Below are 19,180 nucleotides of genomic sequence, written 5' to 3'. Positions count from 1 at the left end.
TCATGGACGTCTATAGGATTGCAACCCTTTTTTAAAACTTTTTTTACTGGATTTTTCTACCTGTAATTTCGCACATTTAATGCATAACGGGACAGCTCTTTCGGAGATGCGATACGCGCATACATACGGAAGATGATCTTGTACCGTCTTGTTATAGCTTGCTTAATATCTCCGTCTAAACGATTGTCATTCAAATCAAGCAGCATCTCATCTAATTCTTTGCGCAGGACGTAATCGAGTTCTTTGCATTCTTTGTCGTTGAATAGAATTCCTAGCATAACTAATGTGCGCCCTCCTAAGCTGTATTGGCCCTGCAGCTAAGTTTTGCTGCGGCAATCGAAAGCAAAAGCGGCGTCTTGCGATTACGCATCACGCCGCCGCCTTACTGTTATGCTCAATTAATCGGAAAAATATTACAACGAACTTACCCAAACGCTAACTGTACTTTCAATAACCGCCGCAACAAGCAATGCCACTGTTAGAATGACGACCACCGGAACGGATCTAATCATGAAATATTCGATCTCCCGGCCGGATTTTCCCGGTTCCTTCCCCGGAATAACGAGCCGTCCTATTGCCTTTAGCAAAAGAACGCCAAACTTCATCCCGTAGGCGCATGCCACTACGATCGCGGGGATCTCGATTATTCCGTGAGGCAGCAGCCCGAGTACAACCGTAAGCATATCCCCGGTCCCCTGCGTCTGTGCTACATGCTGCAGCAAGAAGCCTACAACCATGCCGTTAAGAACCAGGAAGAAAATCGGGATGATCCCGAAGATCGCACCTATATAGATGATAAAAATGGACTTAATCGCATTGTTTAAAAAAATAAAGACCATAAAGGCAAGCGTCGGATTCTCCGTCTGCTCCAAAGATTCGGCCACGTTGCCGAGCGCCTTCAGCTGCTGCTCGAGATAATCGCTAAACGCGCTGTTGGTCCCCCCGACGACAAGTCCGGCAAAAAACAAAATGAATCCAAACGCGATGTAGGGATTCATGATTTTGAAATGGGCTTTTATTTCAGACCAGCGAAACATGCCTCTTCTCTCCTTTGTAACTTCTTTATGAATTGGTTTGAACAAGCATGAATATCTTGGATGTGTACGAGCATAGGATTGTACTAGAACAAGCTTCCATTAGAAAGGAGAGCCTTATCAGATGAACTTTTTCTATGTACTGAACGGACGAAAATTAAAACGCAATTTCCTTCTTGTTCTCGCACTCGTATTCTCTGTAGGGGTTATTTACGCAGAAAGAGACAACATCACGGTGTTCTCACCACAGCAGCCGGCCGCTATATACAGTGTCCCTACGGATAAGAAGGTCGTAGCCCTGACGTTCGACATTAGCTGGGGGGACAAGCGTACGGAACCGATTCTGAAGGTATTGAAAGACAAAGGGGTTACCCAGGCAACCTTCTTCCTGTCTTCGCCTTGGAGCCAGTCCCATCCCGACATTGTCAAAGATATCGTGAATGACGGCTTTGAAATCGGCAGCCACGGCCATAAGCATGACAACTACAGCAAGCTTAGCGATGAAGAGATTCGTACGCAAATTACTACCGCGCATACGATCCTCACCGACCTGACCGGCAAACAGCCGAACCTGATCCGCCTCCCTAACGGAGATTTCGACAAACGCGTGCTTCGTATCGCGGAAGAGCTCAACTACAAAGTTATCCAATGGGATACCGATTCGATGGACTGGCTGAACATTGGAACGGACAAGATTATCAACCGTGTCGTAAGCCGTGCCCATAATGGAGACATTATTCTTATGCATGCCAGCGATTCGGTGAAACAAACGCATGAAGCACTCCCCGTAATCATCGATGAGCTTCGCGCGAAAGGCTATGAATTCGTAACCGTATCGGAGCTGATTAACCAAACCGAGTCGGAAGGCCGTGCCGTACAGGACAAAACGACCTCTCTTACGATGCTTGGACTCGATGATGCTGTGGCAGCAGCGGATACTGGCTATTGATTATTACGCGACCGGCTTTGCAGATGTTGCAGAGTCGGTTGTTGTATTTTTTTGAAGCAAGCGGTGCAGCATGAGGATCTGGTAAGCATTGCAGAAAAACAAAGGGATAATCATAAAGACGATAGCCGAAATGTTGGTCTCCCCTTGCAGAGCCGGCCAAGCTTCCACGAAGGTAACGAAAAACATCAAAAACGCGGTTGGCACAAATGCGCTTGGTTTGGTTTGCTTGGCTTTGACATAGGCCACGGCCAGGGAGCAGATCAAAAGAACAAGCGGCAGCACCCAGAAGAACCAGTTGTTGGTCCGCTGCTCATAAAGCATATAACCGAGGCCAAATACCGCAAAAACCGTCGTATAACCCTGGAGAGCGTTCCAGAGATAGCTTTTGCGGAAAATGCTTAATGCAATGTAATTCAGGGTCAGGTACGCAAAGAACCCCATTTGGCTGAATGCCCCTATCAATAAGCCGACCATCGCCATCATGAAGGCGTTGAATCCGGCAGCCTCAAGCCCCATAAATCCGAAGGACGGGTCCGTCCATTGCATGATCAATCCGCTGATGACTGAAACGACAGCCCCGACGGCCATGCAGGTCCAAAAAAGAAAAAACCATCTTTTCAAATTCATAATTCCGTTATCCTCCTTCACGTTCGGCGAGGACGGTGCCATTGTAAGCACTTTCCTGTGCCAACCATTATTTTACCACGTTCGTCATAAAAAGCTAACTACGAAGCCATGATAATCCCGTGAACTTTAACGCATACTACGTTTAAATACAGCAATGGTAATCATAGAAGGGAGATCGTGGGAGCATGCGCATGCGATTGGCTTTATTAACGGCGCTTTCCGCCCTAACATTTGTCTTAACAAGCTGCGGTGCGGAATCTTCAGGAGGCAACAACCAACAGATCAGCTACAAGGATATGAAGTCGATGGTTATCGACATACTGAAAACCGAAGATGCTCAAAAAGCTTTACAGGAGTCCGCTCAGCAAATGTCCGGCTATAACGGCAGCGGAACCAAGCTGTTGTCCGTTCAGGATCAGGAGCAGGTACGCCTTGCCGTCAAAGACGTTATGGTATCTCCGGAATACGACAAGGTCATCCGGACTCTAATGACGGATACCCGTTTTGCCGGTGAATTCGCCAAGGCCGTAAACAAGCAGAACAAGGACATTCACAAAGAATTGATGAAGGACCCGACGTACCAGGAACAAATGATCAAAGCGTTCAAAACGCCCGAAATGGACAAAATGATTCTCGAAGTGCTGCAAAGCACGCAATATAAAAAGCAGGTTATGTCTCTGATGCAGGAATCGATGCAAAACCCTCTCTTCCGTCTGGAAGTTCTGGATCTGATGAAAAAAGCAGTACAGGAAGAGCTTAAACCAAAGCCGGATGAAAAGGTTGACAAGAAATCGCAAGACAGCGGAAGCGGTGGCGATGAAGGCTCCTCCGGGGATGAAAAACAAAGCGACGGCGGCAGCGGTGAAGGTGACGGCTCTGATTCTTCGACTTAACGATGACCTAACATTATGACATTGATGAAAAGCTATAGATGCAATAAAAGCCCGTACCGGGTCGAGAGCTTATGCTCTCTTCCCAGTCCGGGCTTTTATTTTTGCCATTAACGGCCGCATTTTTGAATAACTTGTTCGGCAATATCCAGATAAAGCGCACCTGTCTCACTGTCGGCTTTATATACCGAGGGCGAGAAATCCGGCTCGGAAATGTGATTGTCCGGCTGTCCCAGCGGAATTTGGGCGAGCAGCTCCGCATGCAGGGATTCCGCAAGACGTGCCCCGCCGCCGCGTCCGAAAATATACTCCGGTTCGCCGCATTTGCTGCATTTGTAATAGGACATGTTCTCCACCACGCCAATAATCTCATGCTCCGTCTTAATGGCCATAGCGCCCGCCCGGGCCGCTACAAATGCTGCTGTCGCATGAGGCGTCGTTACGATAATCTCTTTGCTCTGCGGGATAATCTGATGGACGTCGAGCGCCACGTCGCCCGTGCCCGGAGGCAGGTCAAGCAGCAGGTAATCTAGCTCGCCCCATTCGATCTCGGCAAAGAAGTTGCGGAGCATCTTGCCCAGCATCGGCCCGCGCCATACGATTGGGCTGTTGTCTTCCACAAAAAAGCCCATCGACATGACTTTGACGCCATAGCGTTCGATCGGGATAACGCGCTCGTTCACAATCTCGGGACGCGTCTCGATGCCCATCATATCGGGCACGCTGAAGCCGTAAATATCCGCGTCGATGATGCCGACGCGCTTGCCTTTGCGGGCTAAGGCGACCGCGAGATTGACGGTCACCGTCGATTTGCCAACGCCGCCTTTGCCGCTGGCGACGGCGATGAATTGAGTGCCGCTGCCAGCTGCGAGCAGCGGGCTGTCGATTCCGGCCCCGTGCCCTTGTACGGGGCCCTTTGCCGCGGCCGGCTGGCCTTTGCCGCCGGCTTGTCCTTGCGGCGCGGCAGCTGCGCCCGCGCCGCTCTCCAGCGCGCGAAACCGGCAATGCACGGTTTCGGCGCCAGCCCGCGCCAGCGCAGCGCGCAGCGCGGTTTCCAGCGAGGGACGAATGTCCTCGCTGGCTGTCAGGACCGTCATCGATACTTGACGGTCCTTCACGACAACATCGCGGACAGAAACGGTGTCCGCGCTATATTGGGCCGTCACTGAACCGACGGCTTCCAGAGCTTGTTCACGTGTCAACATGAATGAGTCCCACCTTTATGTAGAAGAGTAGTTGTAGGTGTAAGCGTAATAGTAGCTGCTTATTTAAAATGATTATAACATATTAAGCGGGACATGGTTAATTTGCCGGTTCAGCCTTCATGTCCGACGCGGCATCCGTCGCTGTGCCCGTACTCAGCTTTTCCCCCGACGAATATCGAAGAATTCCCTGATAGATCGAGGCGGCCACTTGTCGCTGGTAATTCGAATCGGCAAGACGCGCGGCTTCACCCGGATTGGACAGGAATCCGACTTCGACTAGCGCCGTTGGAATGTCGTCCAGCGCTTTAAGAAGGTACACGTTATTTTTGTCCATCACCGCTACCCTGCTCGTATTTTCCAGATTACGGCGGATTTCGTTTTGTATAAACGTGGCAAGCACCTGGTTGTCCGGATGATTAGCCGGGTTAAAAAACGTTTGAGCTCCCGACCATTTAGCGGACGGAATGCTGTTCATATGAACGCTGACGACAAGGCTTGGCTTACTCTCCTTGATGTTGGCTACACGCTGCAGCAAATCCTCCGTCTTGCGCTTGGAATACCCCTTCGTATCCTGCCCTGCAAGATCGTAATCCCCTTCCCTGGTGAGCAGTACAATAGCTCCTGCCTGCTGCAGGTAATCCCTCAGGTACAGCGCAATCGCGAGGTTCAAGTCTTTTTCCACAACCCCCTCCTTGCTTACCGCACCGCCGTCAACGCCTCCGTGGCCCGCATCAATCGCAATTGTTTTCCCCGATAAAGGCAGCGTCCAATAACTCCAGGTCCGGGATACCGGCTCGCTCCCTTGGGTAAGCAATATCCAGGTCAATACAAGCGCTGCCATGCCACCCGCGATGCGGAGCGCTCCTTTATAGGTCATCCAGACGACCAAACGTTTTCGGCGCATAAATAAAACCACCTCGTTCCCCTACAAATGATCTCCTTATCATTTATATGGGACGAGGTGGTTGTTTATGATGGCCAAGCAGCAGTTAGACTTTGCTTAGCCGCATTCATTTTGAATTAGAGCAGGTTCTGTGCCATACCTTTAATCAGAATCCTTGCCACTTCCAGACGAGAGAATTCCGGCGGAGGGAAGGTGCTTAACGATCTTATTTATGCAAACCGCATTCGGTTTTCTCTTGACCGGACCAACGTCCCGCGCGAGGGTCTTCGCCAGGCATAACTTGGCGCGTGCAATACTCGCAGCCAATGCTTGGGTAGTTGTTGTCATGCAGTGGATTGTAAATTACATCGTTCTCACGGATGTAATTCCATACGTCTTCCGAAGTCCAACCGGCAATCGGATTGAATTTGATCAAACCGAATTTAGTATCATATTCAACCTTCTTCGCATTGGCGCGTGTTGGAGCTTGGTCGCGGCGGATCCCTGTAATCCATGCTTCGTATTTAGACAATACTCTCGTCAGCGGCTCAACCTTACGGATGTTGCAGCAAGCGTTAGCGTCGGATTTCCACAGCTCAGCGCCATGCCGCTCTGCTTGCTCTTCTGGCGTGATTAGCGGTTTAACTTCTACAAATGGAATACCTGGGTAACGCTCTACCATACGGTCACGCGTCTCATACGTTTCTTTGAAGTGGAAGTCTGTATCCAGGTAGAAAATATCTGTTTTCGGGCTGATTTTTTGCAGCATGTCGACCAGTACAACGTCTTCCGCACCAAAGCTGCATGCAAACGTAATATTAGGGAAAGCTTCAACTGCGTAAGCCAAAATCTCTTGTGGCGTCGCATTTTCAAGCTCTTCGGCTTTTTGTTTAACCAACGCTTCTTTTTCGAACAGGTTCATGGTTATGCCCTCCATTTGTAATTCCAAGTAAATTCATATGCTATTAGTTAAAGTATACGTTCTAATACGCAAATGATCAATAATAGTTTTAACCAAAATGAAATAAAGTTTTGCCTATTGCTTATGGATCCGTATGAACATGCACTCTTTTGCAAAAACAAAAAAACACCTTCTCTGCAAGCAGAGAAGGTGTTTGGTTTCGATATTAACGTTTCGAGAACTGTGGCGCGCGACGAGCCGCTTTAAGACCGTATTTTTTACGTTCTTTCATACGTGGGTCACGAGTCAGGAAGCCAGCACGTTTCAGAGCTGGACGGAACTCAGGGTCTGCTTTAAGCAGAGCACGGGAGATACCGTGGCGGATAGCGCCAGCTTGACCAGCCATACCGCCGCCGTTAGCGATAACGATAACGTCGTAGTTATTCAAAGTTTCAGTCAGAACCAATGGCTGCTTAACGATCAGCTTTAATGTTTCCAGACCAAAGTATTCGTTCAGGTCGCGTTTGTTAACAATGATTCGTCCTTCACCTGGCACCAGACGTACACGTGCAACAGAGTGTTTACGACGACCGGTTCCATAGTATTGTACTTGTGCCATGAAACTGTCCTCCCCTTATTAGCCGCGAAGTTCGTAAACTTCTGGATTTTGTGCTTGATGCGGATGCTCCGAACCAGCGTATGCTTTAAGTCTAAGCTTCATTGCGTTACCTTGGCGAGTTTTTGGCAACATGCCGTGAACAGCCAATTCGATAGCGCGGTCAGCTTTTTTAGCGATCATTTCGTGAGCTGGCGTTACTTTCAAACCGCCAGAGTAGCCCGAGTGACGATAGTACATTTTGTTTTGCATTTTCTTGCCAGTCAGAACGATTTTTTCAGCGTTGATTACGATAACGAAGTCACCAGTATCAACGTGAGGAGTAAATTGCGGTTTGTGCTTGCCGCGGATCAGGCTAGCAGCTTCAGTAGCCAGACGGCCAAGCGTTTTGCCAGCAGCATCGATGATGTGCCATTTACGCTCAACTTCATTAGGCTTAGCCATATACGTAGTACGCATGGATGATCCTCCTTATTTCCATTACAGTTAAAGTTTTATTAAACAACGTTTCACGTTTTTTACAGTTAGTTGAATCGGGTGTTGCATGCCAAGTTTGTGTCAGTCTTAGTCGGGGCTGTGGGATAGCCACTAAGAAAGCACAAGTTATATTCTACTATAAATAATGGCCTAAATCAAGAAGTTATTAATTGTTAATTCGCTTTTATTCCGGGTATTCAACCTTCATCAGCATCAGACCGTGAGGCATCGCTGTAGGGCCGGCAAGAGACCGCTTGCGGCCTTCCAATATGCGCGCCATATCTTCCGGCTTCAGCTTGCCGTGGCCGACTTGAAGCAGCGTGCCCATCACGATTCTGATCATGTTATAGAGAAATCCGTTACCTGTCATATACATATGGAGCATTTGCCCTTCACGCTCGAGATAAGCCTCGTAGATAGTCCGAACATGATGCGGCTTAGTCGAGTGTATGGACGTAAATGAAGTAAAGTCATGTTCCCCCACAAGGAAGCTAAGTCCCTTCTGCATGGCTTCAACATTAAGCGGTGTAGGATGATGAAACGCATAACGGCGATAGAACACATCCGGAAACTTCCCCATGTCAATCGTGTAGCGATACGTCTTCCGCTTCGCGGAACGCCGGGAGTGAAAAGCTTCCGGCACTTCATGCGCTTCGAGAATGACGATATCCTTCGGCAGGCGCGTATTCAGGGCAATAGCCCAACGTTCTGCCGGAATCGTGGATTCCGTCAGAAAGTTGAACACTTGTCCCGTGGCATGCACGCCTGCGTCCGTTCTGCCCGATCCGAGAATAATAATATCCTCGCCGGTCAGCTTCTTGATTGCCAGTTCGATTTCCTGCTGGATGGTCCGACCGTACGGCTGAGACTGAAACCCGTTAAAGTCCGTCCCGTCGTAGCTTACCGTCGCTGCTATATTCCTCATCCTTCATCACTTCCCCATCTGTTAACAACACACGTAATTAACATTCAATCCCCTTAATTCAAAAGGGTGGACCCTTTTCGGCCTCTCTTTTTTCTTGCCTGTTTGAAAAGGTTTGCTATCGTGGTAGTCGTGTGCGGAATGAAAGGTTTTGTCCGGAGAAGCGTAGCGTTCGCCTTTGTTCACAGATTTCAACCGCTTAAGCGTATTGTAATGAAGAAATCTGTGAACAACAGCGATCGGAGGACAAACCTTTCATGCAGCACACTCGACACCCCCATAGCCCTTTTCACTACAGGCAATAAAAAAAGGTGGCCTCAAGGGTCCACCCTTTCTCACCGCGAAACGTAGCTCAACCGCTTAGAGCGGCGAGCTGATTACGCTTGTGTTACGCACGGTCAACCAGTTCCAGGTACACCATAGGCGCAGCGTCGCCACGGCGAGGTCCCAGTTTCAAAATCCGTGTGTATCCGCCCGCACGTTCCGAGTAACGGGTGGCCAGCTCGGAGAACAGCTTTTGGATTGCATCTTGCTCTCCATCAACAGTTTCACGACGAACGTATGCAGCTACTTGACGACGAGCGTGCAAGTCACCTTTTTTCGCTTTCGTGATCAGCTTTTCAGCGATAGAACGAACCTCTTTCGCTTTAGCTTCTGTTGTTTGAATGCGCTCATACAGGAACAGGTCAGTAACGAGGTCACGGAACAATGCTTTCCGCGCGCTAGCGTCACGGCCCAATTTTTGATATGCCATTTTGTTTTCCCCTCCCTTGCCTATAGTCTGTTCTAGATGTTCAAGCTTCTACTCTTCCATGCGCAGGCCAAGACCCAGCTCTTCCAGCTTCTCTTGAACTTCCTCGAGGGATTTACGGCCCAGGTTACGAACCTTCATCATGTCCTCTTCGGATTTCGTGATCAGCTCTTGAACCGTGTTAATGCCTGCACGTTTCAAGCAGTTGTAGGAACGAACAGACAGATCCAGTTCTTCGATTGTCATCTCCAGAACTTTCTCTTTCTTGTCCTCTTCCTTCTCGACCATGATTTCCGCGTCTTTGGCTTCATCGGTCAATCCGACGAACAGGTCCAAATGCTCTGTCAAAATTTTAGCGCCAAGGCTTACAGCCTCTTCCGGTCTAATACTGCCGTCAGTCCATACTTCAAGCGTAAGCTTGTCGTAGTTGGTTACTTGACCAACGCGGGTATTTTCAACGCTGTAATTGACACGGGTAATTGGCGTGTAAATCGAATCAACGGGAATAACCCCAATCGGTTGATCGTCCCGTTTGTTACGGTCCGCTTGGACGTAACCACGTCCGCGATTGGCAAAAATTCGCAAATGGAGCCGCGCGCCGGAGGCCAAGGTTGCGATGTGAAGATCAGGGTTCAAAATCTCGACATCGCTGTCAGCTCGAATGTCCCCTGCCGTAACGATTCCTTCGCCTTCAGCGTCGATTTCCAACACCTTTTCTTCATCGGAGTGGATTTTCAACGAGAGGCCTTTCAAGTTCAGAATGATCTCAGTTACGTCCTCGATCACCCCAGGAACCGTAGAGAACTCGTGAAGCACTCCGTCGATCTGAACAGATGTTACTGCCGCACCTGGCAGCGATGACAACAAAATTCGGCGAAGCGAATTTCCAAGCGTCGTGCCATATCCACGCTCGAGCGGTTCTACTACGAAACGCCCGTATGTTCCATCCTCATTCAAATCTACGGTCTCGATTTTCGGCTTTTCGATCTCAATCACTAATAGTACCCTCCTTCAAACGTCGCTCCGTTACCATTCGTATTGTTTAGTCAAACCTCGTAGTATGCCAAACCTTCACAACCATTATTCACAAGTTGTTGTTATTTGATACCACAGCGGATCCAACTATACGCGACGACGTTTCGGCGGACGGCATCCGTTGTGAGGAACTGGCGTTACGTCTTTAATCAGGTTAACTTCCAGACCAGCTGCTTGAAGCGAACGAATCGCTGCTTCGCGGCCTGCGCCAGGACCTTTAACCATAACCTCAACAGCTTTCATGCCATGCTCCATCGCTGCTTTAGCTGCTGCTTCAGCTGCCATTTGCGCTGCGAAAGGCGTGGATTTACGCGAACCCTTGAAGCCCAGGTTACCGGAGCTTGCCCAAGAGATTGCGTTGCCATGAGGGTCAGTGATCGTTACGATCGTGTTATTGAATGTCGAACGGATGTGTGCTACGCCCGACTCAATATTTTTCCGGTCACGACGTTTTGTACGAACGACTTTTTTAGGTTTAGCCATTGCCCTATTTCACCCCTTTATTATTTCTTCTTGTTAGCTACAGTCCGACGAGGACCTTTACGCGTACGCGCATTTGTTTTCGTACGTTGACCGCGAACAGGCAAGCCACGACGATGACGAACGCCACGGTAGCAGCCGATCTCAATCAGACGTTTAATGTTAAGCGAAATCTCACGACGAAGGTCGCCTTCCACTTTAACGGATTTGTCAATTGCTTCGCGCAATTTAGCAAGTTCGTCTTCTGTCAGATCGCGAACGCGAGTATCAGGGTTCACGCCAGTAGAAGCCAGAATCTTTTGCGAAGTTGTTTTGCCAATACCGAAAATGTACGTCAGGGCGATTTCAACGCGTTTATCACGCGGAATATCTACACCAGCAATACGTGCCATAAGCCATTGTCCCTCCTTTTATCCTTGTTTTTGTTTGTGTTTCGGATTTTCACAAATTACCATAACGTTGCCTTTACGACGAATGACTTTGCATTTTTCGCAAATCGGCTTTACCGAAGGTCTAACCTTCATTGTGAATTACCTCCCGAATCCTTCGAGAGCAAACCGCGAGGCGGCCTACTTCCGATAGGTGATGCGCCCTCTTGATAAATCATAAGGCGATAACTGTATAACCACTTTGTCCCCAGTCAGAATACGGATGAAGTGCATTCTGAGTTTACCGGAAACATGTGCGAGAATTTGATGACCGTTCTCCAGCTCCACCTTGAACATGGCATTCGGCAGCGGTTCGATTACCGTACCTTCGACCTCAATGACGTCTTCCTTAGCCACCGTCATTCTCCTTTCGCATGTGCGTACTTCTGAATCACATAACGTAACTTGGCATTGGTCACCCTGCCCGTTTCAAGCAAGCTGCTTGTAACTTCGCTGCTTATAGCGGGTTGTAACTCGAGATGCAGAACGTTCTTTTTCTTCGGTTGATCAAACCTGCGCTTATCGCCATCGACGATCAGTACGAAGCGTTCGTCAACAATTTCAATAATAACAGCATAGCTGTTCTCATCTTTGCCCCGAAGCACCTTAACGATTTGACCGATTTTCGGTTGCTTATCCATAACAGATTACACCGACTTCGGTAGTTTCGTCAAAATTTCGAATCCGTCCTCCGTTACGGCAACCGTGTGCTCGAAGTGAGCGCACCAAGAGCCGTCTTCCGTTACGACCGTCCAATTGTCTTCAAGCGTGCGAACGTAACGTTCGCCGATGTTGACCATAGGTTCGATGCAAAGCACCATTCCTGGCTTAAGACGCGGCCCGCGATCCGGAATGCCGTAATTCGGAATTTGCGGTTCCTCATGGAGGTCCTTGCCAATACCGTGTCCGACAAATTCCCGTACAATCGAAAAGCCCGCCGCTTCGGCAACCTGTTGAACCGCATGCGATATTGTAAATAAACGAACATCTGGGCGGACCAGATTAATCCCTGCGTACAGAGACTCTTCCGTCACCTCAAGCAACCGCTTGACTTCATCCGATACGTTGCCGACCGGATAAGTCCAGGCCGAGTCGCCGTGATAGCCTTTGTATTGCGCTCCAATGTCGATGCTTATAATATCGCCTTCGTTCAACTTACGAGGTCCGGGAAAACCGTGTACCAGCTCGTCATTTACAGAAGCGCAAATGCTGGCAGGAAAACCATTGTAACCTTTGAAGGATGGCTCAGCGCCTTGGCTGCGGATGTACGCCTCGGCCAGCTGATCGAGCTCCTGGGTCGTAACCCCGGGCTTTACCGCTTCAGCCATAATCCGGTGCGTTTCCGCTACAATGCGGCCGGCTTCCCTCATATATCGCAGCTCCGAATCGGATTTGCAAATGATCATTACAATGAACCTCGCAAGCAGGAAACAATCTCGGCCGTAACCGTATCGATTTCCTTCTCGCCGTCGACTTCGCGAAGTAGACCTTTACCGTTGTAGTAGTCAAGAAGCGGCGCGGTTTTCGAGATATACTCGTCAAGACGCGTTCCGACTTTCTCTTCCGTGTCATCCGACCGTTGGTACAATTCGCCGCCGCATTTGTCGCAGACGCCTTCTTGTTTCGGTGGGTTGAACATTACATGGTATGTCGAGCCGCAGGCTTTACAAATGCGTCTGCCAGTCAGACGGGCAAGCAGCAAGCCGCGGTCAACTTTCAAATTAACAACATGGTCAATGCTGAGGTTCAATTCGGCAAGCATAACATCAAGCGCTTCGGCTTGCTGCAGCGTACGCGGAAAACCGTCAAGCAAGAAACCTTTATTGCAATCGTCTTGAGCAAGACGTTCTTTGACAATACCGTTCGTGATCTCATCGGGAACGAGTTTGCCTTGATCGACATACTCTTTCGCTTTAAGACCGAGCGGAGTCCCCTGTTTCATCGCAAGACGGAATGCATCGCCTGTCGAGATGTGCGGAATACCGAACTCTCCAACGATACGTTCTGCCTGCGTACCTTTACCGGCCCCCGGAGGACCCATGAATAAAATGTTCATTCATTCTTCCTCGCTTTAAGCACAATAGGCTCGTGCGGGTTCCGTCCATCGCACCTGCGACGTTACGGAATCCCGGTCGGAACCTATTGTTATTTATTGATAAACCCTTTGTAATGGCGTTTTATCAACTGGCTCTCGATTTGCTTCATCGTATCAAGCGCAACACCGATAACGATAAGAAGCGAGGTACCGCCAAGTCTTACCGAAGCAGGCAATCCGGCGATTTCGCCGAATACTACTGGCAACAAGGAGATAACGGCCAGGAAAATCGCACCCGTCAGCGTAATCCGCGACAATACGCGAGTCAAATAAGAGGATGTTGGTTTACCAGGACGAATGCCCGGGATGTAACCGCCATTCTTCTTCATCTGATCCGCCATTTGAACCGGATTGATCTGTACGAATGTATAGAAGAACGTGAACCCGATAATCAGCAGAACATACAGTACCATGCCAAGCGGCTGCGTGTACGTCAGGTTATGCATGATCCAATCTGCCCAAGCGGCACCAGACCAGAACTGAGCGATTGTTGCCGGGAACATCAATAACGAGATTGCGAAAATGACCGGAATAACACCTGCGCCGTTCACTTTCATTGGTATGTGAGTCGATTGACCGCCATACATCTTCCGACCAACTACGCGTTTAGCGTATTGAACCGGAATCTTACGGATACCTTGTTGTACGAAGATTACCCCTACAATAATCAGTACAATCGCCACTGCGATCAGAACAACTTTGCCAATGCTCCAGAACAGATTGCCATCTTGCGATGCAAATTCTGTCGAGTAGATCGTACGAATATGTTGCGGAATGCTTGCTGCGATGGCGGCAAAGATCAGAATCGAGATACCGTTACCGATACCGCGCTCCGTAATTTGTTCGCCAAGCCACATCAGGAATGATACGCCCGCTGTCAGAACGAGAGCGATGAGCAAGTAGTCGACAAATGTCGCATTTGGAACCATCTTATAGCTGTATTGACGATTGAAGCCGATTGCTGTTGCAAAACCTTGCAATAAACCAAGGATTACCGTGCCGTAACGTGTAATCTGCGCGAGCTTTTTCTTCCCGTTCTCGCCTTCCTTTGCCCATTCCGCGAATTTAGGGATAACGTCCATCGATAACAGCTGTACGATGATCGAAGCCGTAATGTATGGCGCGATACCAATCGCGAAAATGGAGAAGTGGTACAACGCACCGCCGGAGAACGTGTTAAGCAAACCGAACAGATTTACACCGGATTGGTCAACCTGTTTGAATACATCTTTGTCAACGCCTGGCGCCGGAATAAAAGCTCCGATGCGATAAACAAGCAGTATGAAAAGGGTGAAAAGGATCCGCTTGCGCAAATCCGCCACTTTCCAAATGTTGGACACGGTGTTAAACAATTAGATCACCTCGGTTTTACCGCCGGCAGCCTGGATTTTCTCTACCGCAGATTGAGAGAACTTGTTTGCCTTTACAGTCAATTGAACCTTAACTTCGCCATTACCCAAGATCTTAATGCCCGCCAAAGGATTTTTGATGATCCCTTGCTCAAGAAGAACTTTTGGAGTAACTTCGGAACCTGCTGCAAATTTGTTCAGCTCTTCAATGTTAACGATAGCGTACTCAGTGCGGAAACGGTTATTGAAACCGCGTTTCGGCAAACGACGGTACAATGGGTTTTGGCCACCCTCGAAACCAGGGCGTACACCGCCGCCGGAACGAGCGTTTTGACCTTTATGACCCTTACCAGAAGTTTTACCGTTACCGGAGCCAATACCGCGACCTTTGCGCTTAGCCACTTGCGTGGAGCCTGGTGCTGGTGCGAGTTCATGCAATTTCATCGTTCTTGCACCTCCTTATTTATTTCTTATAGCAAGCAAGTTGCTTAAACTTCTTCTACTTTGATCAAGTGGCTTACAGCATTAATCATGCCGCGAACAGCCGGGCTGTCGTTCAAAACAACGGATTGGTGAATTTTCTTCAGACCGAAGGATTCAACAGTCGCGCGTTGTTTTTCGTTACGGCCGATCACACTGCGAACGAGGGTGATTTGCAATTTTGCCATCCTATTCCCCTCCTTAACCTAACAGCTCTTCGACAGTTTTTCCACGAAGCTTCGCAACATCTTCCGCGCGCTTCAGGCGGGAAAGACCTTCAAGCGTTGCGTTAACCATGTTCATGGAGTTCGAAGAACCAAGCGATTTCGTCAGGATATCGCCTACACCAGCCAGTTCGAGTACTGCACGAACAGGACCGCCGGCGATAACACCTGTACCTTTGGATGCCGGTTTCAGGAGAACTTCACCTGCACCGAAATGTCCAACTACAAGATGGGGAATTGTTGTTCCTACGAGTGGAACGTGGATCAGGTTTTTCTTAGCGTCTTCGATACCTTTGCGAATCGCATCAGGTACTTCGCCCGCTTTACCGATCCCTGCGCCTACGTAGCCTTTGCCGTCGCCGACAACTACGAGCGCACTAAAGCTGAAACGACGTCCGCCTTTAACAACTTTAGCAACGCGGTTGATGTGGACAACTTTTTCAGTCAGTTCTAACGTATTTGGATCTACACGCAAGTCGATTAACCTCCTTATAAGTAAATTCGACTAGAATTCCAGACCAGCTTCGCGTGCTGCTTCAGCAAGCGCCTGAATTCTGCCATGATACAAGTAACCACCACGGTCAAATACGATTTGGGATACCCCTTTCGCTTGAGCGCGTTTTGCGATCAATTCGCCAACTTTGCGAGCTGCTTCAACGCTGCCGCCATTGCCGATTGCTTCTGCCAGTTCTTTATCCACTGTGGATGCGGATGCAAGCGTTACGCCTTGTACGTCATCGATCAATTGAGCATAGATATGCTTCGCCGAACGGAATACCGAGAGACGTGGACGAGCTACCGTTCCGTTGATTTTTTTACGAACACGCAAGTGTCTTTTCAGACGAGCCTTGTTTTTATCGCCTTTCGTAATCATTCAAGGTTCACTCCTTTCCTTCTGCCTTATACCGCTATTTTAAGCAGCCCAATCAGACTGCTTATTTCTTCTTACCAGCTTTACCTTCTTTGCGGATGATGCGTTCGCCTTCGTACTTGATACCTTTACCTTTGTAAGGCTCTGGTTCGCGTACGGAACGGATTTGAGCAGCAACAGCGCCTACGCGCTCTTTGTCGATACCGCGAACAGTGATTTTCGTGTTCGCTGGAACTTCGAACTCAATACCGGCTTCAGGTGCAATCTCCACTGGGTGGGAATAACCAACGTTAAGAACGATCTTATCGCCAGTTTTGTTCGCACGGTAACCTACGCCTACCAGCTCCAAGTTTTTCGAGAAGCCTTCAGTAACGCCGCTCACCATGTTAGCGATGACGCTGCGAGTAGTTCCGTGCAAAGAACGATGCAATTTATTATCGGAAGGACGTTCGATTACGATCTCGTTCTCCGCAACGTTCACTTTCATATCCTTGTGAATTTCACGGGAAAGGGATCCTTTCGGTCCTTTTACAGTAATAACCGAGTTGTCCAGGCTGATGCTTACGCCAGCTGGTACTGTGATCGGTTTGCGACCAATACGGGACATTGTTACACCTCCAATCTTGTGACTAATTAATTACCAAACGTAGCAAACGACTTCGCCGCCTGCTTTGCCTTGGCGTGCTTCTTTATCGGTCATAACCCCTTTGGATGTGGAAATGATAGCAATTCCCAGACCACCCAAAACGCGTGGGATTTCAGTCGATTTAGTGTAAACGCGCAGACCTGGTTTAGAAATACGTTTCAGACCAGTGATAACGCGCTCTTGGTTAGGGCCGTATTTCAAGAAAATACGGATAATCCCTTGTTTGTTGTCTTCGATATATTCAGCATCGCGGATGAAGCCCTCGCGTTTCAGAATTTCTGCGATTTGCTTCTTAACTTTCGAAGCGGGCAATTCCACGGTTTCGTGACGAACAACATTCGCATTACGAATGCGTGTCAGCATATCTGCAATCGGATCAGACATAACCATTTGTGTTAACCTCCTTCCCGAACTAGGCTGATTACCAGCTTGCTTTTTTAACGCCAGGAATCTGGCCTTTGTATGCTAATTCGCGGAAACAAATCCGGCAAATTTTAAACTTTTGCAAAACAGAGTGCGGACGGCCGCAACGTTCACAGCGCGTATAGGCACGCACTTGAAATTTCGGTGTACGTTGTTGCTTCACTTTCATCGAAGTTTTTGCCACTTGGTATTACACCTCCTAGAAGTGGATTACTTCGCGAACGGCATGCCCATTTGGGTAAGCAGTTCACGAGATTCTTCGTCCGTTTTAGCCGTCGTGACGATGACGATGTCCATACCACGAACTTTATCAACTTTATCATACTCGATCTCTGGGAAGATGAGTTGCTCTTTCAGGCCAAGCGTATAGTTACCGCGACCGTCGAATGCTTTCGTCGATACACCGCGGAAGTCACGTACGCGTGGAAGCGAGATGTTGAACAGCTTGTCAAGGAAGTAGTACATGCGCTCGCCGCGCAGTGTTACTTTAACCCCGATTGGCATGTTCTCGCGAAGTTTAAAGCCCGCGATGGACTTCTTCGCACGAGTTACAACCGGCTTTTGACCGGAGATTTGACGAAGCTCGTCGACAGCGACATCAAGCACTTTGGAGTTAGCAACCGCTTCGCCAACACCCATGTTGATGACAACCTTCTCGATCTTCGGCACTTGCATTACAGTCGTATAGTTAAACTTCTGCATCAATGCAGGCGTAATTTCGTTAAGAAATTTATCTTTCAATCTTGCTGCCATTATTTATGGACCTCCTTTCCTACAGTAACGATTAGTCGATCACTTCGCCGGAACGTTTTGCGTACCGGACTTTTTTGCCGTTGTCCAGCACTTTGTATCCGATACGAGTAACTTTACCGCTCTTCGGATCAATGTGCATCACGTTGGAAACGTGAACTGGAGCTTCTTGCTCGATAATTCCGCCTTGTGGATTCACTTGGGACGGACGAGTGTGCTTTTTAACAAAGTTCACGCCTTCTACGAGCACGCGGTTTTCACGCGGATACGCAGCGATTACACGGCCTTTTTTGCCTTTGTCCTTACCGGAAATGACGATAACCGTGTCGTCTTTTTTAACGTGAAGCTTGTTGTTGTGCGATTCAAGAATCTTTTTCAGTCTTGGCATTGATTACACCTCCTGCTCACTAAGCTTTCAGGCTATATCGCGATCCCTGTTATGCACAGGGCATTGGTCTTAGATAACCTCTGGTGCAAGCGATACGATTTTCATGAAATCTTTATCGCGAAGCTCACGGGCAACAGGTCCAAAAATACGAGTACCGCGCGGGCTCTTATCTTCTTTAACGATTACAGCTGCGTTCTCATCGAATGCGATGTAAGAACCGTCTTTACGACGAACTGCACGCTTCGTACGAACGATAACAGCTTTAACAACGTCACCTTTTTTGACAACGCCGCCTGGTGTTGCTTGTTTTACAGAGCACACGATCAGGTCACCGATAGCGCCTACGCGACGGCCAGTACCGCCAAGAACACGAATACACATCAGTTCTTTAGCTCCGGAGTTGTCAGCAACACGCAAACGAGTAAATGGTTGAATCATCTCAACGTCCTCCTTCCGGGAAAATGCTCATTCACTGATTATAACATCTTAAAGGACAACTGCCACTTCAACAACTTCTACCAATCTGAAGCGTTTGTCTTTCGAAAGTGGACGAGTCTCCATGATTTTCACGATATCGCCAATTTTCGCTTGATTGTTCTCATCATGCGCTTTGAACTTTTTCGTGTATTTGATGCGTTTATGGTACAAATCGTGTTTTTTGTATGTTTCAACAGCAACAACGATTGTTTTGTCCATTTTATCGCTAACGACTTTACCGATTTGAACTTTGCGGGCATTACGTTCGCTCATGTTCTT

The 19,180-nt window shown here is 48.6% G+C and carries 32 protein-coding genes; 2 read left to right on the top strand and 30 right to left on the bottom strand.

What is annotated here, in order from left to right; all coding sequences use genetic code 11:
• Nucleotides 1-56: 56 nt before the first annotated feature.
• Nucleotides 57-278 (bottom strand): hypothetical protein, encoded by a 222-nt coding sequence (locus PGL01S_RS25180; RefSeq protein ID WP_015847185.1) that lies wholly within the window; start codon nt 276-278, stop codon nt 57-59.
• Nucleotides 279-413: 135 nt separating this feature from the next.
• Nucleotides 414-1,037, bottom strand: coding sequence for a stage II sporulation protein M (locus tag PGL01S_RS25175; RefSeq protein WP_127497531.1), 624 nt, complete (start codon nt 1,035-1,037; stop codon nt 414-416).
• A 121-nt stretch (nt 1,038-1,158) separates the two neighbouring features.
• On the opposite strand from PGL01S_RS25175, the gene pdaB reads away from it, so the two are divergent.
• Nucleotides 1,159-1,983, top strand: coding sequence for a polysaccharide deacetylase family sporulation protein PdaB (pdaB, locus tag PGL01S_RS25170; protein ID WP_127497529.1), 825 nt, complete (start codon nt 1,159-1,161; stop codon nt 1,981-1,983).
• A gap of 3 nt (nt 1,984-1,986) precedes the next feature.
• Here pdaB and PGL01S_RS25165 read toward each other — a convergent pair whose 3' ends face one another.
• Nucleotides 1,987-2,610, bottom strand: coding sequence for a KinB-signaling pathway activation protein (locus PGL01S_RS25165; protein WP_164775589.1), 624 nt, complete (start codon nt 2,608-2,610; stop codon nt 1,987-1,989).
• A gap of 185 nt (nt 2,611-2,795) precedes the next feature.
• On the opposite strand from PGL01S_RS25165, the gene gerD reads away from it, so the two are divergent.
• Nucleotides 2,796-3,503 (top strand): spore germination lipoprotein GerD, encoded by a 708-nt coding sequence (gene gerD, locus PGL01S_RS25160; protein WP_244935752.1) that lies wholly within the window; start codon nt 2,796-2,798, stop codon nt 3,501-3,503.
• A gap of 107 nt (nt 3,504-3,610) precedes the next feature.
• Here gerD and salA read toward each other — a convergent pair whose 3' ends face one another.
• From salA to rpsQ, 27 genes are all read right to left on the bottom strand, one after another.
• Nucleotides 3,611-4,705 (bottom strand): iron-sulfur carrier protein/transcriptional regulator SalA, encoded by a 1,095-nt coding sequence (salA, locus tag PGL01S_RS25155; RefSeq protein WP_127497527.1) that lies wholly within the window; start codon nt 4,703-4,705, stop codon nt 3,611-3,613.
• Between the two features lie 97 nt (nt 4,706-4,802).
• The gene (gene cwlD, locus PGL01S_RS25150) at nt 4,803-5,609 is read right to left on the bottom strand and encodes an N-acetylmuramoyl-L-alanine amidase CwlD (RefSeq protein WP_127497525.1); all 807 of its coding nucleotides are present in this window, start codon (nt 5,607-5,609) and stop codon (nt 4,803-4,805) included.
• A gap of 205 nt (nt 5,610-5,814) precedes the next feature.
• Nucleotides 5,815-6,510, bottom strand: a complete 696-nt coding sequence (locus tag PGL01S_RS25145; protein ID WP_127497523.1) for a phosphoadenylyl-sulfate reductase — start codon at nt 6,508-6,510, stop codon at nt 5,815-5,817.
• A 205-nt stretch (nt 6,511-6,715) separates the two neighbouring features.
• Nucleotides 6,716-7,108 carry a 30S ribosomal protein S9 gene (gene rpsI, locus PGL01S_RS25140; protein ID WP_127497520.1) on the bottom strand — a complete coding sequence of 131 codons (393 nt, stop codon included), beginning with the start codon at nt 7,106-7,108 and terminating at the stop codon, nt 6,716-6,718.
• 18 nt (nt 7,109-7,126) lie between these two features.
• Entirely contained in the window at nt 7,127-7,564 is a 438-nt protein-coding gene (gene rplM / locus PGL01S_RS25135; protein WP_127497518.1) for a 50S ribosomal protein L13, read from the bottom strand.
• Between the two features lie 202 nt (nt 7,565-7,766).
• Entirely contained in the window at nt 7,767-8,507 is a 741-nt protein-coding gene (gene truA, locus PGL01S_RS25130; protein ID WP_127497516.1) for a tRNA pseudouridine(38-40) synthase TruA, read from the bottom strand.
• A 385-nt stretch (nt 8,508-8,892) separates the two neighbouring features.
• Nucleotides 8,893-9,258: a 50S ribosomal protein L17 gene (rplQ, locus tag PGL01S_RS25125; RefSeq protein ID WP_091190749.1), complete on the bottom strand. Its 366-nt coding sequence runs from the start codon at nt 9,256-9,258 to the stop codon at nt 8,893-8,895.
• Between the two features lie 48 nt (nt 9,259-9,306).
• On the bottom strand, nt 9,307-10,251 hold the full coding sequence (locus PGL01S_RS25120) for a DNA-directed RNA polymerase subunit alpha (protein WP_015847197.1): 945 nt from the start codon (nt 10,249-10,251) through the stop codon (nt 9,307-9,309).
• A gap of 126 nt (nt 10,252-10,377) precedes the next feature.
• Nucleotides 10,378-10,773, bottom strand: coding sequence for a 30S ribosomal protein S11 (rpsK, locus tag PGL01S_RS25115; RefSeq protein WP_015847198.1), 396 nt, complete (start codon nt 10,771-10,773; stop codon nt 10,378-10,380).
• Between the two features lie 20 nt (nt 10,774-10,793).
• Nucleotides 10,794-11,162, bottom strand: a complete 369-nt coding sequence (gene rpsM / locus PGL01S_RS25110; RefSeq protein WP_015847199.1) for a 30S ribosomal protein S13 — start codon at nt 11,160-11,162, stop codon at nt 10,794-10,796.
• An 18-nt stretch (nt 11,163-11,180) separates the two neighbouring features.
• Nucleotides 11,181-11,294: a 50S ribosomal protein L36 gene (gene rpmJ, locus PGL01S_RS25105; RefSeq protein WP_003333770.1), complete on the bottom strand. Its 114-nt coding sequence runs from the start codon at nt 11,292-11,294 to the stop codon at nt 11,181-11,183.
• A 45-nt stretch (nt 11,295-11,339) separates the two neighbouring features.
• On the bottom strand, nt 11,340-11,555 hold the full coding sequence (gene infA, locus PGL01S_RS25100; protein WP_015847200.1) for a translation initiation factor IF-1: 216 nt from the start codon (nt 11,553-11,555) through the stop codon (nt 11,340-11,342).
• Between the two features lie 2 nt (nt 11,556-11,557).
• Nucleotides 11,558-11,839, bottom strand: coding sequence for a KOW domain-containing RNA-binding protein (locus PGL01S_RS25095; protein WP_127497514.1), 282 nt, complete (start codon nt 11,837-11,839; stop codon nt 11,558-11,560).
• 6 nt (nt 11,840-11,845) lie between these two features.
• Nucleotides 11,846-12,604: a type I methionyl aminopeptidase gene (gene map, locus PGL01S_RS25090; RefSeq protein WP_127497512.1), complete on the bottom strand. Its 759-nt coding sequence runs from the start codon at nt 12,602-12,604 to the stop codon at nt 11,846-11,848.
• Nucleotides 12,604-13,254 carry an adenylate kinase gene (locus PGL01S_RS25085; protein ID WP_127497509.1) on the bottom strand — a complete coding sequence of 217 codons (651 nt, stop codon included), beginning with the start codon at nt 13,252-13,254 and terminating at the stop codon, nt 12,604-12,606. Before PGL01S_RS25085 ends, map begins: the two co-directional genes overlap by 1 nt.
• Nucleotides 13,255-13,343: 89 nt before the next feature.
• Nucleotides 13,344-14,645 (bottom strand): preprotein translocase subunit SecY, encoded by a 1,302-nt coding sequence (gene secY, locus PGL01S_RS25080; protein ID WP_127497507.1) that lies wholly within the window; start codon nt 14,643-14,645, stop codon nt 13,344-13,346.
• The gene (gene rplO, locus PGL01S_RS25075; RefSeq protein ID WP_127497504.1) at nt 14,646-15,086 is read right to left on the bottom strand and encodes a 50S ribosomal protein L15; all 441 of its coding nucleotides are present in this window, start codon (nt 15,084-15,086) and stop codon (nt 14,646-14,648) included.
• 44 nt (nt 15,087-15,130) lie between these two features.
• Nucleotides 15,131-15,310, bottom strand: a complete 180-nt coding sequence (gene rpmD / locus PGL01S_RS25070; protein ID WP_015847206.1) for a 50S ribosomal protein L30 — start codon at nt 15,308-15,310, stop codon at nt 15,131-15,133.
• Nucleotides 15,311-15,323: 13 nt separating this feature from the next.
• Entirely contained in the window at nt 15,324-15,821 is a 498-nt protein-coding gene (gene rpsE, locus PGL01S_RS25065) for a 30S ribosomal protein S5 (RefSeq protein WP_015847207.1), read from the bottom strand.
• A gap of 30 nt (nt 15,822-15,851) precedes the next feature.
• The gene (gene rplR, locus PGL01S_RS25060) at nt 15,852-16,220 is read right to left on the bottom strand and encodes a 50S ribosomal protein L18 (protein WP_127497502.1); all 369 of its coding nucleotides are present in this window, start codon (nt 16,218-16,220) and stop codon (nt 15,852-15,854) included.
• A gap of 61 nt (nt 16,221-16,281) precedes the next feature.
• Nucleotides 16,282-16,824 carry a 50S ribosomal protein L6 gene (gene rplF, locus PGL01S_RS25055; RefSeq protein ID WP_127497500.1) on the bottom strand — a complete coding sequence of 181 codons (543 nt, stop codon included), beginning with the start codon at nt 16,822-16,824 and terminating at the stop codon, nt 16,282-16,284.
• Nucleotides 16,825-16,854: 30 nt separating this feature from the next.
• Nucleotides 16,855-17,253, bottom strand: coding sequence for a 30S ribosomal protein S8 (gene rpsH / locus PGL01S_RS25050; protein WP_015847210.1), 399 nt, complete (start codon nt 17,251-17,253; stop codon nt 16,855-16,857).
• Between the two features lie 31 nt (nt 17,254-17,284).
• Nucleotides 17,285-17,470 carry a type Z 30S ribosomal protein S14 gene (locus tag PGL01S_RS25045; protein ID WP_015847211.1) on the bottom strand — a complete coding sequence of 62 codons (186 nt, stop codon included), beginning with the start codon at nt 17,468-17,470 and terminating at the stop codon, nt 17,285-17,287.
• A 26-nt stretch (nt 17,471-17,496) separates the two neighbouring features.
• Nucleotides 17,497-18,039, bottom strand: coding sequence for a 50S ribosomal protein L5 (gene rplE / locus PGL01S_RS25040; RefSeq protein WP_091190722.1), 543 nt, complete (start codon nt 18,037-18,039; stop codon nt 17,497-17,499).
• A gap of 31 nt (nt 18,040-18,070) precedes the next feature.
• On the bottom strand, nt 18,071-18,424 hold the full coding sequence (gene rplX, locus PGL01S_RS25035) for a 50S ribosomal protein L24 (RefSeq protein ID WP_015847213.1): 354 nt from the start codon (nt 18,422-18,424) through the stop codon (nt 18,071-18,073).
• Between the two features lie 69 nt (nt 18,425-18,493).
• Nucleotides 18,494-18,862, bottom strand: coding sequence for a 50S ribosomal protein L14 (rplN, locus tag PGL01S_RS25030; protein WP_015847214.1), 369 nt, complete (start codon nt 18,860-18,862; stop codon nt 18,494-18,496).
• A gap of 48 nt (nt 18,863-18,910) precedes the next feature.
• Nucleotides 18,911-19,174, bottom strand: a complete 264-nt coding sequence (rpsQ, locus tag PGL01S_RS25025; RefSeq protein WP_015847215.1) for a 30S ribosomal protein S17 — start codon at nt 19,172-19,174, stop codon at nt 18,911-18,913.
• Nucleotides 19,175-19,180 lie beyond the last annotated feature (6 nt).

Origin of the sequence: Paenibacillus glycanilyticus NBRC 16618, from assembly GCF_004000805.1 — a bacterium.
In the GTDB taxonomy this organism is placed as follows: Bacteria; Bacillota; Bacilli; order Paenibacillales; family Paenibacillaceae; genus Pristimantibacillus; species Pristimantibacillus glycanilyticus.
The sequence above is the reverse complement of the archived record's forward strand: the minus strand, read 5'-3'. Positions and strand labels throughout refer to the sequence as shown.